This is a genomic window from Nonomuraea sp. LP-02 (assembly GCF_036289125.1).
GTDB classification, from domain to species: Bacteria; Actinomycetota; Actinomycetes; order Streptosporangiales; family Streptosporangiaceae; genus Nonomuraea; species Nonomuraea bangladeshensis.
Genome location: NZ_JAXCLK010000001.1, coordinates 8875379 through 8899237, shown reverse-complemented (window position 1 = coordinate 8899237; position 23859 = coordinate 8875379). Strand labels below are relative to the sequence as shown.

The window sequence follows — 23859 nt, the reverse complement described above, 5'->3', positions numbered from 1 at the left end:
CGGTCAGGTCACGAGTCCCCTGCGGTAGGCGTAGACGACGGCCTGCACGCGGTCGCGCAGGTCGAGCTTGGTGAGGATGCGGGACACGTACGTCTTCACCGTCTCCTGGCTGATGACCAGCGTCGCGGCGATCTCGCTGTTGGACAGGCCGTCGGCGATGAGGCGCAGCACCTCCAGCTCGCGCGGGGTGAGCGCCTGGTCGTCCGGCGTCTGCTCGGCGGGGCGGATGCGGGAGGCATACCGGCCGACGAGCTGCCTGGTCACCTCGGGGGCCAGCAGCGCGGCGCCCGAGGCGACGGTGCGGATGCCCTGGAGGAGCTGCGCGGGCGGGGCGTCCTTGAGCAGGAAGCCGCTCGCGCCGGCACGCAGCGCCTCGTAGACGTACTCGTCCAGGTTGAACGTCGTGACCACGAGCACCTTGACGGGACGCGCCACGCCCGCGCCGGCCAGCAGGCGGGTCGCCTCGATGCCGTCGAGCACCGGCATCCGGACGTCCATCACCACGATGTCCGGGTCCAGCTCGCGGGCCAGCTCGACCGCGGCGCGGCCGTCGCCGCACTCGCCCACCACCTCCAGGTCGGGCTGCGCGTCGATGATCGTGGCGAACCCAGTGCGGATGAGCGCCTGGTCGTCGCAGACCAGGACGCGTACCGGCGCGCTCACGCCGGGCTCCCCGCGGGGATGCGGGCCCGTACGACGAAGCCGCCGCCCGCCCGCCGGTCGGCGCTGAACTCGCCGCCGAGGGCGTCGACCCGCTCGCGCAGCCCGGCGAGGCCGCGCCCGCTCCCTCCGGGGGAGCCGGCCGCGGAGCCGGAGCCGTCGGTGGTGACCTCCACGGTGATCTCCTTCTCGCCGTAGCGGACGCTGACCGCGGTGCGGCTGCCGTGGGCGTATTTGAGGGCGTTCGTCAGGGATTCCTGCACGACCCTATAGGCCACGAACTCGGCGCTGCCCGCCGTTCCGGCGGGTTCGCCCGCCTCCGTGAGCTCCACCGGCTGCCCCGCCTGGCGGGTCTGCTCGACGAGCTCGCCGAGGTCGCCGATCGAGGGCGCCCGGACATGGGCGGCGCCGTCGGGATCGGGGCCGCCGTGGTCGGGGTTGAGCAGGTTGAGCAGGTGCCGCAGGTCGGAGATGGCCCGGCGGCCGGTGTCGGTGACGGCGGTCAGGGTGGCGTCGAGGCGTTCGGGGGCCGCGGTCAGGTAGCGGGCCGCCTCGGCCTGCACGACCATCGCCGTGACGTGGTGGGTGACGACGTCGTGCAGCTCGCGGGCGATGCGGGTGCGCTCGGCGGTGCGGGTGGCCTCGGCGACGGCGCGGCGGCGTTCGGCCTCGGCGATCCTGGTGGAGCGCAGCCAGGCACCGATGCACCAGGCGAGCACCAGCAGCAGGTAGAACACCGTGAAGCCTTCCGGCCCCTCCGTCGAGCCGAGCCGGGTGAGCACCACCGCGAGCGTCACGTACGCCGCCGACAGCAGGACCACGAGGACCCGCCGGCCGCGTTCGAGGTGGGCGCCCGCGCTGACGAGCGCGATGGCCAGCGCGGTGCCGGCCACCGTGTGGTAGACGCGGACCTGGTCGAGGGCGAACCCGAGCGAGACCAGGACGAGGGAGACGGCCGGCCACCTGCGGCGCACGGCGAGCGGCAGGCACTGGAGGGCGATCGCGACGATGGCCAGCTCGTCGAAGGGGCGGGCCGGCAGGTCGCCGAGCTGCGTCCCGTGGCCCCGGAGCGCCGGCAGGAACGACGCGACCGCCAGCGCCACCCCGAGCGGCGCGTCCCGGACCGTGACGTGGAGCCGCTGCCACAGCTCCGTGACCCGGCGGAAGTCGATCATCGGGAGAGCCTAGCGTCCTCGCCGGCCGCCGCGCCGCGCCGCAGCGGAATCCAGGTGCCGCGCCGGTGGGCCAGCCACACGAACACGATCGTCAGCAGCGTGCAGAACACCACCGCGTACACGCTGCCCTCCGGCCCGAACGCGCCGCCGGTGAGCGCGGTGGGGCCCGACGTCACGCCGTGCAGCAGCCCGTCCGAGGCGCCGTTGCCGGAGACCTCCGCGCCGAAGATGCCGGCGGCCGCGTAGTTCCAGCCGAAGTGCAGGCCGATCGGCAGCCAGAGGGTGCGGGTGGCGGCGTAGCAGGCGGCGAGCATGCCGCCCGCCTCGATCGCGATGGCGGTCGCGCCCCACAGGTCGGCGTGCGGGTTGACCAGGTGCACCAGCCCGAACAGCACCGCGGTGAGCGTCAGCGCGAGCCAGGTGCCGAGGCGTTCCTCGGCGATCCTGAACAGGATGCCGCGGAAGAGCAGCTCCTCCGTCACGGCGGCCGCCGCCATGAAGCCGACCAGCCCCAGCGCGCCCGTCACCGAGCCCATGCCGTCGATCCGGTAGCCGCCCATGAAGGCGATGTTCACGATCACGGCGGCGAACAGCCCGACCCCGATCAGTATCCCGCGCCCGGTCACCGCGGCGGCGCCCGCCGTGGCCACCTCCACCGGGTCGCGGCGCTCGGACCAGCGCACCACGCGGGCGTAGACGAACAGCGCGAGCGCCGCCGTCGCGACGCCGATCATCAGGGTGAGGAGCGCGTTCCCCTGTACCGCGCTCACCCCCGCGTTGCCGGCGAACGCGACCACCGCGACGGCCACGAACTGTTTCACCAGTCGCATGACGACTCCTTGGAGAGGGTTCAGGAAGCCGCCGGTCCGTGCGCCGCGGCCAAGCACAGAACGCTAGAGATCCGGCCCTCGGGAATCGTCACCGTACGGTGGACACTCGCGGGTAGCTCGCACGGGGGACACGTCAGCGCGGGTCGGCGACCGCCTTCGCGGCGCGGATGCCCTTGACGGCCCCCAGGACCGTCAGCCCCGTCATCACGGCGACCGCCACGAGGGTCGCGACGACCACGCCGATCTCGCCCGGCACGAGCCAGGCCACCACCGCTCCCACCACGCCGGCGCCGCCCCCTGCCATCGTGGGCACGCCCGCCGCCCGGTTCGCGGCCAGGAACGTGGCGTCGCTGCGCATCGTCGTCGCGGTGCGGACCCCGGCGAACTCGTTGCGCGGCAGCCGCCCGGCCAGTCCGAGGTAGCCGACGACCCCCAGGACAAGTCCTGCGAGCAGCACCACGAGCGGCAGGATCCACATATGTCGATCCTAGATCGGCTTGTACCGGCCGAACCAGGCATGCACGAGATTCATGTCCACCCATGCAGAACATGTGTTTGCCTGATGGGAGCCCGGTCGTTTCACTGGACTACCAGTGACCGACCCCCGAGGTGAGACCGATGACCGACCCCGCTGCCCCCGTCTCCGACCTGGACCTCTTCGACGACGAGGTGCTGGTCGACCCCTACCCGTCGTACGCGGCGCTGCGCGAGCTCGGCGCCGTCGTGCGCCTCCCGGCGAACGACGTCTACGCGCTCACCCGCTACGACGTGATCCGCGACGCCCTCGCCGACTGGGAGACCTTCTCCTCGGCCGGGGCCATCGGCTTCAACCCGATGGTCAACGAGGCGCTGACCGGCACGTCCCTCTCCTCGGACCCGCCCGCGCACACCCGGCTGCGGGCGGCGCTGACCGCCAACCTGTCGCCGCGGGCGCTGCGCGGGCTCAAGGCCACCATCGAGGCGAAGGCGGACGCGCTCGTCGAGGAGCTGGTCGCCAAGGGCTCGTTCGAGGCCATCGACGCGCTGGCCCGCGCCCTGCCGCTGGAGATCGTCGCCGACCTCGTCGGGTTCACCGGCCACGTACGCGACAACATGCTGCGCTGGGGGCAGGCGGCCATGCAGGTCATCGGGCCGATGAACCAGCGCACCGCGGAGAGCTTCCCGATCGCGGGCGAGCTGTACGCCTGGTGCTCGGCCGTCACCGCCGGCGACCTCACGCCCGGCTCCGTCGGGCGCGGGATCTTCGAGGCCGAGGCCCGCGGCGAGATCCCGCCCGACACCGCCGGCCACATCATCCACCAGTACCTGGGCGCCGGCGTCGACACCACGGTCGCCTCCATCGGCAACATCGTCGCCCTCTTCGCCCGGCACCCCGACCAGCTCGCGCTGGTGCGGGAGAACCCGGCGCTGGTCCCGGCCGCGTTCAACGAGACGCTGCGGTTCTGGCCGCCGGTCAACGCCTGGGGACGCCGCGCGACCCGGGACGTGGAGATCGACGGCGTCCTGATCCCGGCCGGCGCGAAGGTCGCGGTCCTGCTCGGCGCCGGCAACCGGGACCCGCGCCACTACCCGGATCCCGACGCGTTCCTGGTCGAGCGCAACCCGATCGACCACCTGTCGTTCGGCTACGGCCCGCACGGCTGCGCCGGCCAGGGACTCGCCCGGCTGGAGGCGCACGCGGTCATCACGTCCCTGTCCCGCCGCGTCGAACGGCTCGTCGTCGGCCCCGAGGTGCGGGTGCCGAGCAACATCACCCGGAGCATCGAAGAGCTCCCCGTCCTGGAAGTGTCCCCCGTATGAAGATCGTCCTGAACCGTCCCCGCTGCGAGGGGCACGGCCTCTGCGAGGAGGCCGCGCCCGCGCTCATGCACCTCGACGACGACGGCGAGCTGGTCCTGCACCAGGAGGAGATCGGCGACGCCCACCTCCCGCAGGCCCAGGCCGCCGTCCGGGTCTGCCCGGTCGCGGCCCTCCGCCTCGCGTGAACAGGTCCATCGGGCCGGTCAGGCGGGTCGTCGTCGTCGGCAACGGCGTCGCGGGGCTCACCGCGGCCGACGCCCTGCGCGACAGCGGGTACGACGGCGAGCTGACCGTCGTCGGCGACGAGCGGCACCCCGCCTACAGCCGCCCGGCGCTGTCGAAGGCGCTCCTGCTCGACGGCGACGACCTGTCGTCCCACGAGCTGCCGCCGGCCACGCACGGGGCGCGCGAGCTGCTCGGGGTCCGGGCGTCGGGGCTCGACCTGGAGCGCCGCCTCGTCCGGCTCGACGGCGGAGACGCGCTGCCGTACGACCGGCTGGTGATCGCCACCGGCTCCCGCGCCCGGCGGCTGACCGGACTGCCGGACGAGCTCACCCTGCGCGGGCTGGACGACGCGCTGGCGCTGCGGGCGCGCCTCGCCGGGCGGCCCTCGGTCGTCGTGGTCGGCGGCGGCCCGCTCGGCATGGAGGTGGCCTCCGGCTGCCTGGCGGCGGGCTGCCGGGTCACGCTCGTCTCCGACGGGGTGCCGCTGAGCGCGCAGTTGGGGCCGTACCTGGCGGGCGTCTTCGTCAGGGCCGCGCTGGAGCGCGGGCTGACCCTGCTCACGAACGGCGCCACGCACGTCGAGGCGGCCGCCGGGCACGCCCGCGTCCAGCTCGGCGACGGTGAGGTCGTCGAGGCGGAGCTGCTGGTGTCGGCCGTCGGCGACGTGCCCAACACCGAATGGCTGGCCGGCACCGGCCTGGCCGACGGCGGCGTCCTCCAGGTGGACGAGCGCGGGCTGGTGCGCCCTGACGTCGCGGCGGCGGGCGACCTGGCGGCGTTCCCTACCCCGTACGGCCGGCGCCGCGTCCCCCTGTGGAGCAGCGCGATCGAGCAGGCGAAGGTGGCCGGGGCCGCCCTCGTGCGCGGGGAGCAGGCGCCGCCGCTGCGGTTCCAGCCGTACTTCTGGACCGAGCAGTTCGGGCTCAGCCTCAAGGCGGCGGGCGAGCTGCCGGTGGCGGGAGAGCCCGAGTTCGTCGAGGGCGGGCCCGGCGGACCCGCGCTGATGCGCTGGTCCCACGGCGCGGCCGCAGCGCTGAACCTCCGCGTCCCCATCCCGAAGCTACGCAGGGTGAGCCAGGCCGTCCTATGAGGAGCAGCGCATAGGATGCGTCGCGATGAGCGACGACGACAGGGGCACCGCGGGCTCCGGGCTGGACCGGCTGGCGTCGGTCAACCTCAACCTGCTGGTGCCCCTGCTCGCGGTGCTGGAGGAGCGCTCGGTCACCAGGGCCGCCCAGCGGGTCGGCCTCTCCCAGTCGGCGATGAGCCACGCGCTCGGCCGCCTGCGGCGGCTGCTCGGCGACGACCTGCTCGTCCGGCAGGGCAACGGCGTCACGCTGACCCCGCGCGCGGTGCAGCTCATCGCGCCGCTGCGGGCGACGCTCGAACAGGTCGCGGACGTGGTCAGGTTCCCCGTCTTCGACCCGGCGGAAGACCGCCGGGTGATCACGATCGCGATGACCACGAGCACGGCTTTCGTCCTCGGGGCGCGGCTGGCGCGCCTGGTCGCCGAGCGGGCCCCGAACGCGACGCTGCGCCTGCGTACGATCACCGTGCCGACCGAGTCCACCTACACCGAGCACGGCGTGGACGTCGTCCTGGTCTCCGAGGCCATCGCCGCGCCTTACCCGCGCGAGCGGCTGTACGACGACCGCGGCGTGGTGGTCACCTCCGTGGACACGCCGCCGGAGTCGAGCGCGCTCGACCTGCTGTCCGCGCAGCCGCACGTGGTCGTGGACACCGAGCGGCGGGTCTTCCCGTACTCGGTGCTCGACGAGCACGGCGTGCCCTACCGCGTGGGGCTGCTGATCTCGGACTTCCTGCTCGTGCCGTACCTGGTGGGGCGGGCCGGCGGGGTCGCGCTCCTGAGGTACCGGGTGGCCCGCGAGATGAGCACGCTCGTGCCGCTGCGGATCGAGGAGTTCCCGTTCCCCATCCCGGGCCTGGGCATCGACATGGTGTGGAACCCGCGGCTCGGCGACCATCACTTCATGGCGTGGCTGCGGCAGCTCCTGTTCGACGCGGCCCGGGCTTGAGGGACGCCGTCAGCGGCGGCCGATCGTGCCGAGCCAGCTCTCGGTGAGCACGTCCAGCATCTCCTCGCGCTGGACGCCCCAGTGTCCCGCGACCCAGTGGCGCGCGACGTGGTCGAGCTCGGTGATGGCGATGACGCTGCGGAAGTGCCGGGTGGCGGCGGGGAACCGGTCCGCGCGGTTGAGTCCCTCCTCGACGTCGCCGATGGCCTCGTTGAGCCAGGCTCCGAGCAGCTCGCGGATCTCGGGATCGACGGCGGCGGCCTCGAAGGCGGCCGTGGTGTAGGGGCGGATGACAGGCCAGCGCAGCGAGATCTCCGCGAGCCAGTCGCGGATCCGCTCCCGCGTGCCGTCCTCGATCACGCTGACCAGGTCGCGCGCGGTCGAGCCGTGCTCCGGTGAGGGGACGCGGCCGAGCGCGGCGTTGAGCCGCTCGTTGATGAGGGCCTTCATCAGCTCGACCTTCGACGGGAAGTAGGCGTAGAACGTCACCCGCGTCGTGCCCGCCGCCGAGGCGATGTCGTCGACCGTGGTGGCCGCGTAGCCCTTCGACACGAACAGCTCCAGGCCGGCGTCCAGCAGGAGCTTGCGTGTCATCTCCTTCTGCGCCTCACGAAGCCTCGCCATGACGGCCAGCGTAGAGCACGCCGCCCGTGTTCCGTCCTCGGCGGCCATTTCGGATACGCACTGCTCAAACTCTTGACGACGTGTTAAATCTTGTGCCACTTTGCACAATCAACGCGGTGATGCCGCTCACATCCTCACCCCCCACCCCCCTTTGACGAGGAAGACAACCGCCATGACACAGACCGCCGCGCGCAGGCAGGGGCACACCGTCACGGTGCTCGCCGGCTGCTTCGCCGTGCTCCTCGCGCAGGTGGCGTACTCGCTGCCCGGCGCGCTCAACGGCACCTTCCAGCAGGAGTTCCAGACCACCGGCGCCGAACTGACCTGGATCACGGCCGCCTTCGCGATCCCCATGGTCGTGCTCGAACTGACCACCGGCGTGATCGGCGACCTGTTCGGCCGCAAGCGCCTGCTGCAGGCCGGCGCGGCGCTCACCATCGCCGGCTCGGTCATCTGTTACGCGGCGGGAACGGTCCAAGTCCTGTGGATCGGCCAGGTCGTCGCCGGCGTCGGCGCGGCGATCCTCTACCCGATCTCGCTCGCCATGCTGGCCGCCGTGAGCACGTCGCAGGAGGCCCGGTCCAGGGCCATCGCGATGTGGGCCGGCTTCCTGTCGGCCGGCGCCGCGATCTCGCCGCTGATGGGCGGCTGGCTGGCGGAGGACGGGGGCTGGCGCACGTCGTACCTGGTGGTGATCGCCGCCTCGGTCGTCTCGATCGCCATCACCCAGTTCGCCGCCGACTCCGCGGCCCCCGAGGGCCGCAAGCTGGACGTTCCCGGCCAGGTCACCCTGGCTCTCGGCCTGATCGCGCTGCTCTTCGCGGCCACCCAGGGCTCCGAGGCGGGCTTCGCCCGTCCCGAGATCATCGGGGCCTTCGCCGCGAGCGTGGTGCTGCTCGGCGCGTTCGTCGTCATCGAGCTGCGGACCGAGGTCCCGCTGCTGCGTCTCACCATCTTCGCCAACCGCGCCTACGCGGTCGTCGCCGTCGCCACGGTCATCGGCATGTTCGCCTTCCTCGCCACCTGCTACTCGATGAGCATCTGGCTCGGTGCCATCCAGCACCAGAGCGCGCTCAACATCGGGGTGCTGTTCCTGTTCATCCAGGGGCCCGCCTTCCTGCTGGTGCCGGTCGTCTCGCACCTGATCCGCAACTTCTCGCCGCGCTGGGTGCTCACCACCGGCTTCGCGCTCATCGCGGTCAGCGGCATCTGGTGCTCGACGTTCGACGTCCACGACCTGGACTGGATCCGCTTCATGGCCCCGATGCTGGCCCTCGGCGTCGGCTTCGCCCTCACCGTCGGCTCGATCACGGCCGTGGCGATCAACGCGGTGCCGCTGCGGCTGGCGGGCATGGCCAGCGCCACCACCAACCTGCTGCGCGACTTCGGCTTCGCGCTCGGGCCCGTGCTCATCGCCGCGTTCGCGGTCAGCCGCGCGAACGGGGACCTGACGCAGGGCCTCGGCTCCGCCGTCGCGGCGTCGGGCCTGAAGCCGCCGTACACGGAGGTCGCGGGCGGCCTGGCGCAGCAGGGCGGCGCGATGGCGGTCAACTCGATGCCGGTGGTGCCCGGGGCGGGCCCCGATCTGCCGCCGGTGCCCATGCCGGACAGCCTGCGGGTGCTGGCCTTCGAGTCCCTGGGCAGCGCCTACAACGTCGCCTTCCTGGTCGCCGGGCTGTGCGCGGCCGTCGCCGCCGTCCTGACCCTGGCCGGGCTCTTCGGCTCCAAGCGGGCCGACGTCGAGGAGCACCTGGACGACGACCAGCTCATCGCCACCACCTGACTCTCAACCAGCAGAATTTACAGGGAGGACATTTCCTTGACGCCCTGTAAAGTTATGTGACACGATCGCCAGCGAAAGGAAGTACCGGTGAAAGGTGCGCGAACTGCCATGAGCAGCACCGTCAACACCGTCCTCGGCCCCGTCCCCGCGGACGACCTCGGAGTCGTCGCGGTCCACGAGGCCCTGCTGTCGGTGCTCCCGGGGGCGGAGCACGCCTTCGACATCACCGTCGACCGCGCCGAGATCTTCGAGATCCTGGCGCGCAAGCTGGCGGACTTCCGGGCGCACGGCGGCGGGACGATCGTCGACAGCACGGGCATGTTCCACGGCCGTGACCTCCGGCTGTACGAGGCGCTGTCCCGCTCGACCGGCGTGCACATCGTGGCGTCCACGGGCATGGGCCCGGAGAAGCTGCTCGGCGGCTACTTCCTCACCCCGCAGACCAACCCGCCGACGCCGTGGCCGGCCGAGAAGTTCGCCCGCCTCTTCACGCAGGAGGTCACCGAGGGCATGGTGGTCCCGCGCGTCGAGCGGCGGGCCGCCGCGGGTCTCGTGGCCACCGCCGCGACCCGCGAGGGCATGACCGCCACCGACGAGAGCCTGCTGCGCGGCGCGGCCCGCACCGCCCTCGCCACCGGCGTGCCGCTCTCCGTCCGCCACGGCGCCGACGCCGTGCACGACCTGGAGATCGTCCTCGACGAGAAGCTGCCGGCGGACCGCGTGGTCGTCGGCGGGCTCGACCGCGCGGACGCCCTCGCCGCCGGCGCCCCGCTGGAGGTCGCCCGCCGCGGCGCGTACGTAGCACTCGATCACGTCGGCTCCGACGGCGGCGTCACCGACGACGACCGCGCGGCCCTCGTGCTCGACCTCGTCAAGGCCGGGCACGGCGCGCGCGTCCTGCTCTCCAGCAGCGCCGTCGGCGTGGCCAAGGGCCACCCCGGCAACGACCTGCCGTTCAGCCACGTCCTGTCGGAGTTCGTCCCCCTGCTCACCGCCCGGGGCCTCGGCGACGAGGACGTCCGGCGCATCCTCGCCGGCAACCCCCGCGACCTGCTCTCGGTGCGCTGACCGCCACCGGCGAGAGCCTTTTCGAACGTTCAAGAGATGAGTTCTGTGACGAGAGTGAACACCGTGCTCGGGCCGATCCCGGCCGAGGAGCTGGGGATCGTGGCCGTCCACGAGCACATCGGGTACGGCATGCCCGGCTCCGAACTGGACAGCACGTGGTGGAAGTCCCCCGAGCAGCGTTACGCGGAGACCGTGCCGAAGCTGCGCGCCTTCCACGACCACAGCCGCGAGTACGGCGGCGGCACGTTCGTCGACGCCACCGGCATCTGCAACGGCCGCGACGTCGACTACTACAAGAGCCTGTCGGCGAAGACCGGCGTGCACATCGTGGCCTGCACCGGCTTCGTCGGCGGCGACACCGCCCTGCCGTTCTTCGAGCGGGCGAGCGTCGACTACCTGACCCGGCAGTTCACGCACGAGATCACGGTCGGCATCGGCGGCACCGGCAGCCGCGCGGGCGTCATCAAGGTCGGGGTGAGCCGCGGCGGACGCATGACCGACCTGGACAAGCGCATCTACCGGGCCGCCGCCCGCGCCGCGCTGGAGACCGGCGTGCCGATCCTCACCCACCTCGCGATCGACGCCGAGAACGCCATCGCGATCTTCAACGAGGAGGGCCTGCCCCTCGACCGGGTGCTGTTCGGGCACGCCGACGACGGCGTGAACGCCGAGAAGACCCGCGACACCTGGATCGCCGAGCAGGGCGGCCGGGTCGGCTTCGACACCTTCGGCTACGAGACCGAGCTGCCGGACCCGCCGTTCTGGGCCCGCCCGCGCCGGGAGCGGCTCGACCACTTCCTCGGGTTCATCGGCCAGGGGCACCTGCGCAGGGTCCTCGCCTCGGCCGACGCCAACTGCAGCCCGCTGGGCTGGCCGGGCGTGAAGGGCCACACCGTCAACTACATCTTCGAGGACCTCATCCCCGACCTCCGGGCCGCCGGTCTCGACGAGCGCACGATCGCGACCGTCTTCATCGACAACCCCGCCGACTTCCTGACCATCCAGAGCTGAAAAAGAGAACCGGGACCATGCAGTCTTCCGACCTGAGAAACCTCGACATCGCGATCGTCGGCGCGGGCTACGCCGGCGCCGCCGCCGCCAAGGCCCTGAGCCTCCTCGGCGCCACGGTCAACGTCTACGAGCAGGCGAGCGCCGTCCGCGAGGTCGGGGCCGGCATCGGCCTGCGGCCCTCGACCATGGACCGGTTCCGCCAGTGGGGCGCCTTCGACGCGATCGCCAAGGTCAGCTCGCCGAGCGACTACTTCGAGATCCTCACCGCCACCTCCGACCCGATCGCCAAGGAGGAGTGGCCGGAGATCGCGACCTACGGCGAGAAGACCCACCTGATCCACCGCTGCGACTTCATCGAGGCCCTGCTGGGCGTGCTCCCCGAGGGCATGGTGCATCTCGGCCACAAGCTGGAGTCGATCGAGGACGAGGGCGACCGGGCCAGGCTGACCTTCGCGGGCGGCAAGTCCGTCACCGCCGATCTGGTGATTGGCGCCGACGGCATCAAGTCGGTCGTGCGCGCGCGGTTGTTCGGCGACAACCAGCCAGTCTTCTCCGGCGAGCACGCCTACCGCGCCGTGATCTCCGTGGCCGACGCGCGCGGCCTGGCCGTGGACGACAACCTGCGGATGTACATCGGCCGCGGCACCAAGGTCTACTTCCTGCCGCTGCGCCACCGCGACCAGGTCTCCTTCGACATCACCGCCCTCTGCCCCGACCCCACCTGGGCGCCGAAGGTCACCAGGGACGACCTGCTGAGGACCGTCGAGGGCTTCGACCCGCGGATCGTCGACATCACCCGCAACCTGGACCTGGACACCGTCAACTGCCGCGCGGTCTACGACATCGACCCGGTGGACACCTGGCACTCGGACTCCGTCGTCCTCGTGGGCGACGCGGCCCACTCGATGCTGCACCACCAGGGCCAGGGCGCGAACTCGGCCATCCTGGACGCCGGCGCCCTCGCCGACGCGCTCAGGGAGGCCGGCTCCGTCAAGGAGGCGCTGGCCTCCTACCAGGCCGCCCGCAAGCCGGTGACCGACGAGCTGCAGCGGATCTCCCGCCAGGGCTGGACGGAGGACGAGATCAACGACGTCTTCCCCGGCCAGAAGCCCACCTCTCAGCAACCGCAGGACTGACGCCATGCCTCTGCATCCCGACATCGCCAAGGCCCTCGCCGCCATGCCGGCCCCGCCTCCCGGCCCGCTCGACCCGGTCCCCATGCGCGCGGCCGAGGAGGCGGACGTGCCGCCGGTGGCCGAGCGCCTGCCGCTGCACGCGGTGGAGGACGTCACCGCGCGCACCGCGTCGGGCGAGGTGCCCGTGCGGATCTACACCCCGGGCGACGCCCCCGCGTACGGTCTGCTCGTCTACTTCCACGGCGGGGCCTTCTTCCTCGGCAGCCTGGAGACGCACGACCACGTCGCGCGGTCCCTGGCGAAGGAGACCGGGCTCAAGGTGATCTCCGTCGGCTACCGCCGGGCGCCGGAGCACGCCTTCCCCGCTGGCCTCCAGGACTGCTACGGCGTGGTCCGCTGGGCCGCCGAGCAGGGCGAAAGCCTCGCCTGGGACGGCGGCACCCTCGCCGTCGCCGGCGACAGCTCGGGCGGCACGTTCGCCGCGGCGGTCGCCGCCATGGCGCACGACGACGGCTTCGACCGGATCACCCACCAGGTCATGTACTACCCGTCGCTCGACCTGGACTTCGACGTCGACCGCTACCCGTCGCTGCGCGAGAACGCCGTCGGCCACGGCTTGGAGACGGCGGGGCTGAAGCCGTTCAACGCCTTCTACCTCGGCAGCGGCGCCGACCCCGCCGATCCGCTGGTATCGCCGATCAAGCGCGCGGACCTCGCCGGGCTGCCGCCCGCGCTGATCATCACCGGCGAGTACGACCCCATGCGCGACGAGGGCGAGCTCTACGGGCGTCGGCTGGCGGAGGCCGGCGTGGCCGTCAAGGTGAGCCGCTACCCGGGGGCGGGCCACGGGTTCGTCCAGCACTTCTCCTGGATCCCGGACTACCACCGGGCCTTCGAGGAGACGGCCGGCTTCCTGCGGGGCGCGTCGTGACGCGCGTGCATCCGCTGGTCTCGCCGTGGGGCCGGTTCGGCCTGTACAGCTTCTTCCTCGACGCGCCCGAGCCGGCGATCGTGGACACGGGCATCGCGTCCTCGCCCGCCGAGGGCATGGCCCCCGCGCTGGAGGCGATCGGGCGGCGGATCGAGGACGTGCGCTGGATCCTGCTCACGCACGGCCACATCGACCACGTCGGCGGCGCGTACGCGCTGTGGGAGCTGACCGGCCGGCGGGCGCGGGTCGTCATCCACGAGGCCGACGCGCCGATGCTGCGCTCGCGGCACGCGCACGTCGAGGAGTACCTGTCCGGCCGGGGCCGCTACCTGAACGACCCGGACGGCGCGGCCAAGGTCGCGGCGGCCACCGAGGCGGTCATCTCCGGCGAGCTGGAGCCGGACCTGCTGGTCAGGGGCGGGGAGACCATCTCGCTCGGCGGCGGCGTCACCGTGTCGGTGCACGCGATCCCCGGGCACACGCCGGGATCGGTGGCCTACGTGCTCGACGGCCAGGACGACGTGTTCGTCGGTGACGCGGTCCAGGTGCACGGTGCCGCCAACGGCTTCCCCGGTTACACCGATCCGGTCGCCTACCGGGCGAGCCTGGAGCGGCTGCGCGACGAGGTACGCCCGCGGCGCCTGTATCTCGGGCATCCGTACCGGCGCGCGGACGGCGTCCCGTACGGCGTCGAGCTCGACGCCGGTCAGGCCCGCGAGGCGATCCAGGGGAGCCTGGACGTCGAGGCCGGGGTCGGCGAGGCGGCCCGCCGCTGCCTGCGGGAGGGCCTGCGCGAGACGGGCTCGCCGTACTCGCCGTTCGCCCCCGTCGCCGACGGCCTCGGGTACACCGGCGACCCCACGCTCGAACCGTCGCCGTTCTTCACCTCGATGCACGCCTACCGAGCAGAACTCGTGAGACAAGGAACCATCCACCATGGCTGACATCCCGACGATCCAGGCGGGTTCGCAGCAGATCGCCGTGCTCAAGGACCTGCGGGTCCCGATGCGCGACGGGGTCGCCCTCGCCGTGGACGCCTACCACGGCGCCGAGGACAAGCCGCGGCCCGCGCTGGTCGCGATGAGCGCGTACGGCAAGGAGCTGCAGGCCCTCGCCCTCACCACGCCGCCCCAGCGCCGCCCCTCCCCCATGTGGGACGGCTGCATCGAGGCCGGTGACATCGCCCGCGTGGTCAAGGAGGACTACGTCCACGTCATCGGCGACATGCGCGGCACGGGCGACTCCGGCGGCGAGATGATCGGCAACTACAACGCCGGCGGCGTGCCGCAGGGCCAGGACCTGTACGACCTCATCGAGTGGGTCGCCGCCCAGCCCTGGTGCGACGGCAACGTGGGCATGATCGGCATCTCGTACTTCGGCTCGATGCAGGTGCTCGCCGCCGCCGAACGGCCTCCGCACCTGAAGGCGATCTTCGTCAGCGGCGGCCACTTCGACTTCTACGAGACCACCTACCACGGCGGCATCATGTGGTTCATGCCGCGGGCCGCCCGCGAGGGCCGCGGCGGCGACTCCGGCATCGCCCACACCGACGTGATCTCCCGTATGCGGCACGTGCACTCGCCGGAGGAGCTGGAGCGCCTGGTCGAGGAGCGGTTGCGGGATCCGGACGTGGCGGCCTGGCCCAACCTCGTACATGTCCTGAAATATCCGAAAAACCGCGAGTTCTGGTTCGACATCGTGATGAACCCCCTCGACGGCCCCTGGTACGAGGAACGCAACCCCATCAACCTGGCCAGGAACATCGACATCCCGGTCTACCTGCAGATCGACCAGGGCCGCGGCTGGACCGTGGACGGCCACATCGAGCTGTTCCACGCGCTCAAGGGCCCCAAGAAGCTGGACATCGGCTCCTACCCGCCGATGCAGTCCCGCCCCTGGGTCGAGGAGCACGACAAGATGTTCCGCTGGTACGACCACTGGCTCAAGGGCATCGACAACGGCGTCATGGACGAGCCGGCCGTCAGCGTCTTCGTCGAGGGCTCCCGCGAGGTCGTCACCGCCGACACGTGGCCGCCCAAGCCGGTCGAGCACCGCTCGCTCTACCTGCGCCCGCGCCACAAGCTGTCGTTCGAGCCGGAGCTGATGGGCGCCGAGCACGCCGCCCCCGACGGCTTCTACCAGGCCCCGCTCACCGTCACCGACAAGGTCGAGACGGTGAGCTGGAGCACCGAGCCGTTCGAGCAGGCAACGGAGCTGATCGGCACCGGCGCGGCGCACCTGTTCGCCGAGATCGACCAGGACGACACCAACTTCATCCTGCGCCTGTGGGACGCCGCGCCCGACGGCGGGCGGCAGCTCATCACCACCGGCTATCTCAAGGCGTCGCACCGCGAGCTGGACGAGCGCAGCACCGAGGGCGATCCGTACCACCCGCACACCCGCGCGGTCCCCGTCGAGCCGGGCGCCATCGAGGAGTACGTGCTGCGGCTCTACCCGTTCGCGGCCACCTTCCGCCCCGGCCACCGCCTGGTGGCGGAGCTGTCGAACGACGAGCCACTGGCCGACGCGCACAACGCGCTGCTGCCGCCGGACGCCTTCCACCTGCCGGTGGGCCGCCCGGTCACGCACAAGATCTACCGCGACGCCGCCCACCCGTCGCGGCTCGTCCTGCCGTTCACCACGAACCCCGGCGACTAGCCGGGGTCAGGCGGCGGGCGCCTGGTGGTAGACCGAGTGCCAGACCTCGTTGCGGATGCGGGAGAACTCCGGCGACAGCCGCAGCTCCTCCGTCCTCGGGTACGGCAGGTCCACGTCGATGATCCGGTGGATGCGGCCCGGCCGGGCCGCCATGACCACGACCCGGTTGGCCAGGTAGACGGCCTCGTCCACGTCGTGCGTGATGAACATGACCGTGCGCCGCTCCCTGCTCCAGGTGTCGAGGAGCTGGTCCTGGAGCTGGACGCGGGTGAGCGCGTCCAGGGCGCCGAACGGCTCGTCCATGAGCAGCACCTGCGGGTCGACCGCGTACGCGCGGGCGATGGCGCAGCGCTGCTTCATGCCGCCCGACAGGGTCTTCGGCAGCGCGTCGGCGAAGTCCGACAGCCCGACCAGGTCGATCGCGTGCTCGGCCCGCTTCACGCGCTCGTCCTGCGGCAGGTTCATGAGCCTGAGCCCGAACTCGACGTTCTTGCGCACGCTCAGCCACGGGAACAGCGCGTACTGCTGGAAGATCACCCCGCGATCCGGTCCAGGGCCGGCGACGGGCGCGCCGTCGAGCAGGATGTCGCCCGTCCCCGGCTCGGTCAGGCCGGCGGCCATGCTCATGAGCGTGCTCTTGCCGCAGCCCGACGGGCCGACGACGGTGACGAACTCGCGGTCGGCGATGTCCAGGTCCACCCGGTCGAGGGCGAGGAAGTCGCCGCCCTTCAGCGGGAACGACTTCGACACGTTCCTGAAGGAGATCTTGGGGGTCATCGGCGCTCCTGCCATCCGGTCAGCCTGCGCTCGGCCAGCAGCAGGAGCCGGTCCATGACCAGGCCGAGCACGCCGATGCTGATCAGGCCGACGAAAATCGTGGGAAGGTCGTAGTAGAGCTGGGCCTGCTGCATCCGGTAGCCCAGCCCTTCCTGGGCGGCGATCAGCTCGGCCGCCACGAGGGTCCCCCAGGCCGCGCCGAGGCCGACGCGCATGCCGACGATGATGAACGGCGTCGAGGCCGGCACCACCACCTTCATGAAGATCGTCCGGTCGGACGCGCCGAGCACGCGGGCGGCGTTGATGAGCGTCTTGTCCACGTCCAGGACGCCCTGGAAGGTGGAGACCACGCTGGACAGGAACGCGGCCAGGAAGATGACGAACACCTTGGGCGTCTCGCCGATGCCCATCAGCAGGATGGCCAGCGGGATGATCGCCAGCGGCGGGATCGTGCGGAAGAACTGCACGTACGGCTCGATCAGCGCGCGGGCGGTGGCGTACCAGCCCATGAGGAAGCCGACCGGGATCGCCAGCACCGTGCCCAGCACGAAGCCGGTGAAGACGCGGCGGAGGCTCGCCAGCATGTCGGTGACGAGGGTGCCGTCGGCGATGAGCTCGGCGCCCCGCCGCACCACCTCGATCGGCCCGGTCAGGCCCGTGATGCCGGACACGGACAGGCCGGTCCAGACGGCGAGTCCGGCGACCACGGCCGCCACGTTGAGCACGACCGTGCGGCCGGGCCGCGGCCGGCGGCGGCGCGGCGAGGCGGACGGTTCGGTCACGGTGGCGGCGGTCATGGCTCAGAGCTCTGCATGGTGTGGTGAATCCTTCTCAGTACGGTTCAGGGGACGTCGGGGCGGAGATGGGCAGGGATCGAGGGCTCCTCGTGCAGGAGGAGGGCGATCGCGCCCATCGCGGAGGCGTTCACGCCGAGGTCCGCGGGGACGACGGCGATCTCGCGGGACGAACGCGGCAGCGACCGCTCGGCGATGGCGTCGCGGATCGGGTCGAGCACCAGGCTGCCGAGCCCGGCCAGCTCGCCCCCGACCACGACGAGCGCCGGGTCGAGCTGGGTGACGGTGCCCGCCAGCACCCGCCCGAGGTCGGCCGCGGCCGAGGCGACGACCTCGCACACGGCGGGCACGCGGTCCTGCGCCGCGGCGACCAGCGCGTCCAGCGCGGGCAGCCGGACGCCGTGGGCGGCGCACCGCTCCAGCAGGCCCCGGCCGCCGATGTGCCCCTCCAGGCAGCCGCGCGAGCCGCAGTGGCACGGCGGGCCGTCGGGGTCGAGGCAGACGTGGCCGAGCTCGCCGCCGGCGCCGTGCGCGCCGCGCATCAGCCGGCCGCCGGCGAGGAAGCCGCCGCCGACGCCGACCGACCAGCGCACGTAGATCATGTCGCGGACCGGCCTGGCGACCCCCCAGGTCGCCTCGGCGAGCGCGGCCAGCCGGGCGTTGTTGTCCACGGCGAGCCGCACCCCGAACTCCTCGCCGAGCCGCCGGGCCAGCGGCAGGTAGCGGGCGGGGACGACCGCGGACTGCTCGCCGCCCACGGGGACGGGCGGCAGATGGTCGTCGACCACGCCGACGAGGCCGAGCCCGATCGCCTCCAGGGCGCCCAGACTCAGGCCGCGCTCGGCGGCGACGGCGCGGACCAGCCGCACCGCACTCTCCGCCTCCTCCTCGGGGGCGGCCTCCTCGGGCAGGTCGGCCGAGGCCGTCGCGACCACCTGGTGTGCGGCGTTGGCGACGGCCAGGCGTACCCGGTTGCGTCCCAGGTCGAGACCGAGGAGCAAGCCCGCGTCGGGGTTGAGCGAGACCAGCGCGGCCGGTCGGCCGCGTCCGCGCGGCTCCGCCGCCGAGCCCTCGGTCTCGATGACCACGCCGCGTTCGAGCAGCCCGGAGACGATCGCGAACATCGTGGTGCGGGACAGCCCGGTGCGCTCGGTGAGCTGGGCGCGGCTCAGCCCGCCGGCCGAGCGCAGCGCGGACAGTACGGCGTCCTCGTGCACCCGACGCAGCCGTTGCAGGGCGTCAGTGGGGGTCGACATGGGTCCATTTTCCGGGCTTGTCAGCTGCCCGCCGCGGCGGTGTAGAGGTCGGTCGTGATGTACGTGGCCGGGTCGGGCGACTCGGTCAGCTTGCCCATCGTGACGAAGAGGTCGGCGAGGCCCTTGTACCAGCCGGACACCGAGCCGTCCGCCATGAGCCCCTTCAGCTCGCCGGTGGGCAGGATCTTCGTCACGGCCGAGGAGCCCTTGAACTGCTCGGCGGGCGCCTTGAGGAACGTGGCGGTCAGCGTCTCGGCCTCGGTCGTGTTGGCCGCGACCCAGTCGTTGCCCTGCTGGAGCACCTTGAGCACCTTGGTGACGGTGCCGGCGTCCTCGGTGACGATCTCGTTGCGGGCGACGAAGGAGCTGGGGAAGCTGAGCCTCGGGTAGAAGTCCTCGCTCTTGGTCAGCTCGACCAGGTCGGGCACGTTCTTCTTGATGGTGTCGATCAGCGGGTACCAGATGGCGGCCGCGTCGACCTGCTTGCCGCTGAAGGCCGTCACGACCGTGCTGGCGTCCATGTTGACCTTCTGCACGTCCTTGCCGGACAGCCCGGCCTCCTTGAGCGCCAGCTCCAGGATCATGTCGCCGGAGGTGCCCTCGGGAACGCCGATCTTCTTGCCCTTGAGGTCGGCGATCGAGGAGATGCCGGAGCCCGGGTAGGTGATGACGCGGTCGGCCTGGCCGAGCATGTTCGGCGCGATGATCTTGGCCTTGCCGCTCGCCGCCAGCCACGTCGCGCCGGAGCCGATGTAGCCGAAGTCGAGGTCGCCCGCGCCCAGCGCCTGGATCTGCAGCGGGCCGTTGGTGAACACCTTCAGCTCCGGCTCCAGGCCGTTCTTGGCCCACAGGCCCTGCTTGTCGGCGGCGGCGAGCACGGCCGCGCCGGAGAAGTCGGCGATGTAGCCGATACGCACCTTCTTCGGCTCGGCCGCGCCGCCCTCTGAGCCGGAGGAGCCGCACCCGGCGGCGGGCAGGAGGACGGCCAGCGCCGCGAGGACGGTGGCCAGGATGCGGGGACGCCTCATCGGCGGATCCTTTCTCGTTCTTGTTCGGGGGGTGACGCGGACGGCCTCAGCCCAGTTCGTCGGCCACGCCGTCCACGTCAGGGGCACGGCCCTCGCCGATGTCGGCCATGTAGCTCATCCAGGTGTACGCGGGGTCGCCGCGGCGCAGCAGCTCGCGATAGAGCCGCACGGTCAGGTCCCTGCGGACCGCCGCGTAGGCGGGCACCGCGTAGACGTTGCGCAGTTCGTGCGGGTCGCTGTCCAGGTCGTACAGCTCGTGCACGCCTTCGGGGTTGAACACCAGCTTGTGGCGGCGGTCCCGGAACATGCGCTGCGAGTAGGGGAAGTGGTGGCCGTGGAACTCGGTGGTCACCGAGTCCCGGCCCTCGGCGGGCTCGCCGGCCAGCAGCGGCAGCAGGCTCTCGCCGTCGCACGGCTCCTGCGGCGGCAGCCCGGCCAGGTCGAGGATCGTGGGGTTGAGGTCGATCAGCGTCGCGAACGCGTCCACGGTGCGGGCGGGCGCGCCCGGCACCCGGATGATGCCGGGGATGCGGTAGATGTCCTCGTACATGGCCGGGCCCTTGTCGTTGAGCCGGTGGGCGCCGGTGAACTCGCCGTGGTCGGCCGTGAAGATCACCGCCGTGTCGTCCCAGAGGCCCAGCTCGCGCAGCGCGGACAGCAGCCGGCCGATCTGGGCGTCGATGAGCGAGACGTAACCCCAGTAGGCGGCGATGAGCTCGCGCCAGGCGTCGGCGTCGAAGTGGTCGGCCGACCAGTACTCGGAGTAGCGGCGCTGCACCTCCGGCTTGCCGTCGAAGGTCTCGGCCATCGACGCCGGGAGCGGCACGCTCTGGGGGTCGTACATGTCGTAGTACTCGTCGGGGATCAGGTACGGCAGGTGCGGGCCGTACCAGTGGCACGACAGCATGAACGGCCGGCCGGCGTCGCGGAAGTCGCGGGCGTAGCGTTCGAGCAGCTCCAGCGTCTGGTCGGCGAGGAACGCCTCCATCGTGGCCTCCGCCGGCTGCTTCAGCCGGCCGGCGATGAGGTGGCCGCGGCCGGTGCCGTTCGCGGCCTTGCCGAAGACCGGCCGCTCCACGGCGAACGGCGGGTGTCCCCGCTCCTTCAGCCACCGCTCGTACGACGGGTGGTGGAAGGGGTTGAGCGCGCCGGGCAGGTGCTCGCCGTCCATGCCGTAGTGCTCGGGCCCGTGCTCGCGGCCGATGTGCCACTTGCCGACGTGGCCCATGTTGTAGCCGGCGGCCAGCAGCGGCGCGGACATGACCGGGTCGTCCTCGGCGACCTCGTCGCGGCCGCCGCCGTTGCGCTCGGGGTTGACCAGCAGGCCGTGCCGGAACGGGTGGAGCCCGGTGAACAGCGAGGCGCGGGCCGGGGTGCAGATGGCGGTCGGCGTGTAGAACCGGTCGAAGCGCGTGCCCTCCGCCGCCAGGCCGTCCAGGGCGGGCGTGCGTATCACCGGGTTGCCGTAGCAGCCGAGGGTGTCCACCCGATGCTGGTCGGTCATCAGGAACAGGACGTTGCGTGGACTGGTCACTCATGCTCCGATCGCCAATTAGTACCGAGCGTTTACGTTAAACGGCTGATCTGAGTGATCACAAGAGGGATCTAGGAGGATTGTCCGCATCTTTATTCCTGTCTATTGACCTAAATCGGTGATCGTGGCCACACTGAGCGCTGACTCCCCCGAGACAAGGAGACCCATGCGTCGTCCCCTCGCGACCCTCGCGGCAGCCGCGCTCGCGGCCACGCTGCTGGCCCCGGCGCCCGCCGCCCGGGCCGCCGACACCCCGGCCGACCTGGCGCTGACCGGCACGGCCACCGCCTCCAGCGTCGAGCTGGACCGCTCCGACTTCGTGGCCGCCCACGTCAACGACGGCGACAGCGCCACCCGCTGGTCGTCGAAGTACCAGGACGACAACTGGGTGCAGATCCAGCTCGCCCAGCCGGCCAAGGTCGACCACGTGAAGCTCACCTGGCCGAACGCCTGCGCCCGCGACTTCGTCCTGCAGACCTCGCTCGACGGCCGGACCTGGACCGACGTGGCCGCGCTCCAGCGCGACACCTGCCCCCGCACCGACGTCATCGACGTGCTCTCCGAGGAGCCCGTCGGGTACGTACGCATGCAGGGCCGCAAACGCTGGGCCGCCTACGGCTACTCGATCTCCGAGTTCGAGATCTGGGACGGCCCGCCCGCCGCCCCCGCGCCCACGCTCGGCCTGATCCCGAAGCCGGTGTCCGTCACCGAGACCGGCGCCGCCCCGTTCACGCTGCACAAGAACACCCGCGTCCTCGCCCAGGGCGACGGCGCGCAGGCGCCGGCCGCTTACCTGGCCCGGCTGCTGCGCCGCGCCACCGGCCAGACGCTCAAGGTCGCCGAGAACGGCCGCGGCCCCGCCCCGATCGTCATCGAGGTCGGCGCAGGCAAGGGCCCCGAGGGCCACGAGGACGAGGGCTACACCCTGACCGTCGCCGCCGGCGAGATCCGCCTGCGCGCCGCCACCCCGAACGGCGCGCTCAACGGCGTCCAGACGCTCCGCCAGCTCCTCCCGCAGTGGGTCGAGTCCAAGGAGGTCGTCGACACCGCGTGGACCGTGCCCGCCGTGCAGATCACCGACTACCCCCGCTTCGCGCACCGCGGCATGATGCTCGACGTCGCGCGCAGCTTCTACTCCGTCGACGAGGTCAAGACCTACATCGACGCGGCCGCGCTGTTCAAGGTCAACCGGCTGCACCTGCACCTGACCGACGACCAGGGCTGGCGCATCGTGATCGACGAGCCGGCGAGCAACCCGTCCGGCATCGACTACGGCCTGCTCACCCGGGTCGGCGGCGGCACCGCGATGACCGAGCGGGGCACCGAGCCCGGCATCACCGGCTTCTACACCAAGGCCGACTACGCCGAGATCATCCGCTACGCCGGCGAGAACGGCATGACCGTCATCCCCGAGATCGACATGCCCGGCCACGTCAACTCGGCGCTGCACTCCGTCCCGCAGCTCAACACCGCCGGCTCCCAGCCGCGGCCCTCCGCCGGCCAGACCACCGTCCCGCACAACGGCACCGGCGCCGTCGGCTACTCCTCCTTCGACGCCAACAGCGCGGTCACGTACGAGTTCGTCGGGCACGTGCTGGCCGAGCTCGCCGCCATGACGCCCGGGCCGTACCTGCACATCGGCGGGGACGAGGCGCACGTCACCAGCCACACCGACTACGTGAAGATGGTCGACGCCTTCACCGCCCGCGTGAAGTCGCTCGGCAAGACCGTCGTCGGCTGGAACGAGTACGCCGGCACCGCCCTGCCCCAGGACGACGCCGTCGTGCAGTTCTGGAGCGGCGACCGCAACGCCGTCGCCAACGCCGTGAAGAACCGCGGCGCCAAGGTCGTGCTGTCGCCGGCGGCGAACGCGTACTCGCCGCAGAAGCAGGACTCCCGGCAGCCGGACGGCGGCACCTGGGCGTGCGGCGGGCCGTGCGGCCTCGACCGGCACTACAACTGGGACCCGGGCACGTACATCCCCGGCATCCAGGAGAGCAGCGTCCTGGGCGTGGAGTCGGCGGTGTGGGGCGAGTTCATCCGCCGCGTGCCGCAGGCGCAGTACTACGCCTACCCGAGGCTCCTCGCCACGGCCGAGGCCGGCTGGACCCCGCAGGCGCAGCGCGACTACGGCGACTTCAAGACCCGCCTGTCGAAGATGGGCGGCCGGCTGACCGTGCAGGGCACCAACTTCTTCCCCACCGCCGACGTGGCGTGGCGCACGGAGATCCTGGCCCCGGCGGTGACCGCCGCCACCGGCCGGCCCTCGGGCGCGACCTGGACCGTCACCGCCCCCGGCAAGGCCGCGGCCGGCCTCGGCGCGGTCATCACCTGGAGCGACGGCGTCAAGGAGACCCCGGCGCCGGTGACGGAGCGGGAGGCGAGCATCCCCGGGATGCGCGTCAACGCCGCCTTCACCGTCACCTCCACCAGGTCCTTCGACAAGGAGGGTGTCTACACCGGCACGCTCACCGTGCGCTCGCCCGGCGAGGCCCCGGTCACCGGCACGCTGGAGGTGACGGTCCGCTGACGC

At 72.0% G+C, this 23859-nt stretch carries 22 protein-coding genes; 12 read left to right on the top strand and 10 right to left on the bottom strand.

The window, feature by feature from the left end; translation table 11 throughout:
* Positions 1 to 3 precede the first annotated feature (3 nt).
* The 4 genes from SMD20_RS41400 to SMD20_RS41385 form a co-directional block, all read right to left on the bottom strand.
* Positions 4 to 663, bottom strand: coding sequence for a response regulator transcription factor (locus SMD20_RS41400; RefSeq protein ID WP_329591718.1), 660 nt, complete (start codon positions 661 to 663; stop codon positions 4 to 6).
* On the bottom strand, positions 660 to 1835 hold the full coding sequence (locus SMD20_RS41395) for a sensor histidine kinase (protein WP_329591716.1): 1176 nt from the start codon (positions 1833 to 1835) through the stop codon (positions 660 to 662). The genes SMD20_RS41400 and SMD20_RS41395 overlap by 4 nt, the downstream gene beginning before the upstream one ends.
* Entirely contained in the window at positions 1832 to 2665 is an 834-nt protein-coding gene (locus SMD20_RS41390) for a CPBP family intramembrane glutamic endopeptidase (RefSeq protein ID WP_329591714.1), read from the bottom strand. The genes SMD20_RS41395 and SMD20_RS41390 overlap by 4 nt, the downstream gene beginning before the upstream one ends.
* Positions 2666 to 2798: 133 nt before the next feature.
* A complete protein-coding gene (locus tag SMD20_RS41385) occupies positions 2799 to 3143 on the bottom strand; it encodes an SdpI family protein (RefSeq protein ID WP_329591712.1) in 345 nt (114 codons plus the stop codon).
* Positions 3144 to 3283: 140 nt separating this feature from the next.
* Here SMD20_RS41385 and SMD20_RS41380 point away from each other — a divergent pair, with 140 nt between their 5' ends.
* From SMD20_RS41380 to SMD20_RS41365, 4 genes are read left to right on the top strand one after another with little or no spacing between them, the layout of a single operon-like run.
* The gene (locus SMD20_RS41380) at positions 3284 to 4465 is read left to right on the top strand and encodes a cytochrome P450 (protein ID WP_329591710.1); all 1182 of its coding nucleotides are present in this window, start codon (positions 3284 to 3286) and stop codon (positions 4463 to 4465) included.
* Entirely contained in the window at positions 4462 to 4650 is a 189-nt protein-coding gene (locus SMD20_RS41375) for a ferredoxin (RefSeq protein WP_329591708.1), read from the top strand. The genes SMD20_RS41380 and SMD20_RS41375 overlap by 4 nt, the downstream gene beginning before the upstream one ends.
* Complete coding sequence (locus tag SMD20_RS41370) at positions 4647 to 5780, top strand: NAD(P)/FAD-dependent oxidoreductase (protein WP_329591706.1); 1134 nt, start codon at positions 4647 to 4649, stop codon at positions 5778 to 5780. Before SMD20_RS41375 ends, SMD20_RS41370 begins: the two co-directional genes overlap by 4 nt.
* A 25-nt stretch (positions 5781 to 5805) precedes the next feature.
* Complete coding sequence (locus tag SMD20_RS41365) at positions 5806 to 6726, top strand: LysR family transcriptional regulator (RefSeq protein ID WP_329591704.1); 921 nt, start codon at positions 5806 to 5808, stop codon at positions 6724 to 6726.
* 9 nt (positions 6727 to 6735) lie between these two features.
* Here SMD20_RS41365 and SMD20_RS41360 read toward each other — a convergent pair whose 3' ends face one another.
* Positions 6736 to 7350, bottom strand: a complete 615-nt coding sequence (locus SMD20_RS41360; RefSeq protein ID WP_329591703.1) for a TetR/AcrR family transcriptional regulator — start codon at positions 7348 to 7350, stop codon at positions 6736 to 6738.
* Positions 7351 to 7522: 172 nt separating this feature from the next.
* Between SMD20_RS41360 and SMD20_RS41355 the strand changes: the two genes are divergently transcribed.
* The 7 genes from SMD20_RS41355 (at position 7523) to SMD20_RS41325 (ending at position 15937) form a co-directional block, all read left to right on the top strand.
* Entirely contained in the window at positions 7523 to 9133 is a 1611-nt protein-coding gene (locus SMD20_RS41355; protein WP_329591701.1) for an MFS transporter, read from the top strand.
* Between the two features lie 108 nt (positions 9134 to 9241).
* Positions 9242 to 10201, top strand: a complete 960-nt coding sequence (locus tag SMD20_RS41350; protein ID WP_329591699.1) for a phosphotriesterase — start codon at positions 9242 to 9244, stop codon at positions 10199 to 10201.
* 45 nt (positions 10202 to 10246) lie between these two features.
* Complete coding sequence (locus tag SMD20_RS41345; protein ID WP_329591698.1) at positions 10247 to 11212, top strand: phosphotriesterase family protein; 966 nt, start codon at positions 10247 to 10249, stop codon at positions 11210 to 11212.
* 17 nt (positions 11213 to 11229) lie between these two features.
* A complete protein-coding gene (locus SMD20_RS41340; RefSeq protein WP_329591696.1) occupies positions 11230 to 12348 on the top strand; it encodes an FAD-dependent oxidoreductase in 1119 nt (372 codons plus the stop codon).
* 4 nt (positions 12349 to 12352) lie between these two features.
* Positions 12353 to 13279, top strand: a complete 927-nt coding sequence (locus SMD20_RS41335; protein WP_329591694.1) for an alpha/beta hydrolase — start codon at positions 12353 to 12355, stop codon at positions 13277 to 13279.
* The gene (locus tag SMD20_RS41330) at positions 13276 to 14223 is read left to right on the top strand and encodes an MBL fold metallo-hydrolase (RefSeq protein ID WP_329591692.1); all 948 of its coding nucleotides are present in this window, start codon (positions 13276 to 13278) and stop codon (positions 14221 to 14223) included. Before SMD20_RS41335 ends, SMD20_RS41330 begins: the two co-directional genes overlap by 4 nt.
* Positions 14216 to 15937 carry a CocE/NonD family hydrolase gene (locus tag SMD20_RS41325; RefSeq protein WP_329591691.1) on the top strand — a complete coding sequence of 574 codons (1722 nt, stop codon included), beginning with the start codon at positions 14216 to 14218 and terminating at the stop codon, positions 15935 to 15937. The genes SMD20_RS41330 and SMD20_RS41325 overlap by 8 nt, the downstream gene beginning before the upstream one ends.
* A 6-nt stretch (positions 15938 to 15943) precedes the next feature.
* On the opposite strand, the gene SMD20_RS41320 is transcribed toward SMD20_RS41325, so the two are convergent.
* Genes SMD20_RS41320 through SMD20_RS41300 form a run of 5 tightly spaced genes read right to left on the bottom strand, consistent with a single transcriptional unit; the run spans position 15944 to position 21326 of the window.
* Positions 15944 to 16714 (bottom strand): ABC transporter ATP-binding protein, encoded by a 771-nt coding sequence (locus tag SMD20_RS41320; protein WP_329591689.1) that lies wholly within the window; start codon positions 16712 to 16714, stop codon positions 15944 to 15946.
* The gene (locus SMD20_RS41315) at positions 16711 to 17511 is read right to left on the bottom strand and encodes an ABC transporter permease (protein ID WP_329591688.1); all 801 of its coding nucleotides are present in this window, start codon (positions 17509 to 17511) and stop codon (positions 16711 to 16713) included. Before SMD20_RS41315 ends, SMD20_RS41320 begins: the two co-directional genes overlap by 4 nt.
* 44 nt (positions 17512 to 17555) lie before the next feature.
* Positions 17556 to 18764: an ROK family transcriptional regulator gene (locus SMD20_RS41310; RefSeq protein ID WP_329591686.1), complete on the bottom strand. Its 1209-nt coding sequence runs from the start codon at positions 18762 to 18764 to the stop codon at positions 17556 to 17558.
* 20 nt (positions 18765 to 18784) lie between these two features.
* Positions 18785 to 19792, bottom strand: coding sequence for an aliphatic sulfonate ABC transporter substrate-binding protein (locus SMD20_RS41305; RefSeq protein WP_329591684.1), 1008 nt, complete (start codon positions 19790 to 19792; stop codon positions 18785 to 18787).
* A gap of 46 nt (positions 19793 to 19838) precedes the next feature.
* Positions 19839 to 21326 carry a sulfatase-like hydrolase/transferase gene (locus SMD20_RS41300; RefSeq protein WP_329591682.1) on the bottom strand — a complete coding sequence of 496 codons (1488 nt, stop codon included), beginning with the start codon at positions 21324 to 21326 and terminating at the stop codon, positions 19839 to 19841.
* Positions 21327 to 21492: 166 nt separating this feature from the next.
* Between SMD20_RS41300 and SMD20_RS41295 the strand changes: the two genes are divergently transcribed.
* A complete protein-coding gene (locus SMD20_RS41295) occupies positions 21493 to 23856 on the top strand; it encodes a family 20 glycosylhydrolase (protein ID WP_329591680.1) in 2364 nt (787 codons plus the stop codon).
* The last annotated feature ends 3 nt before the right edge of the window (positions 23857 to 23859 follow it).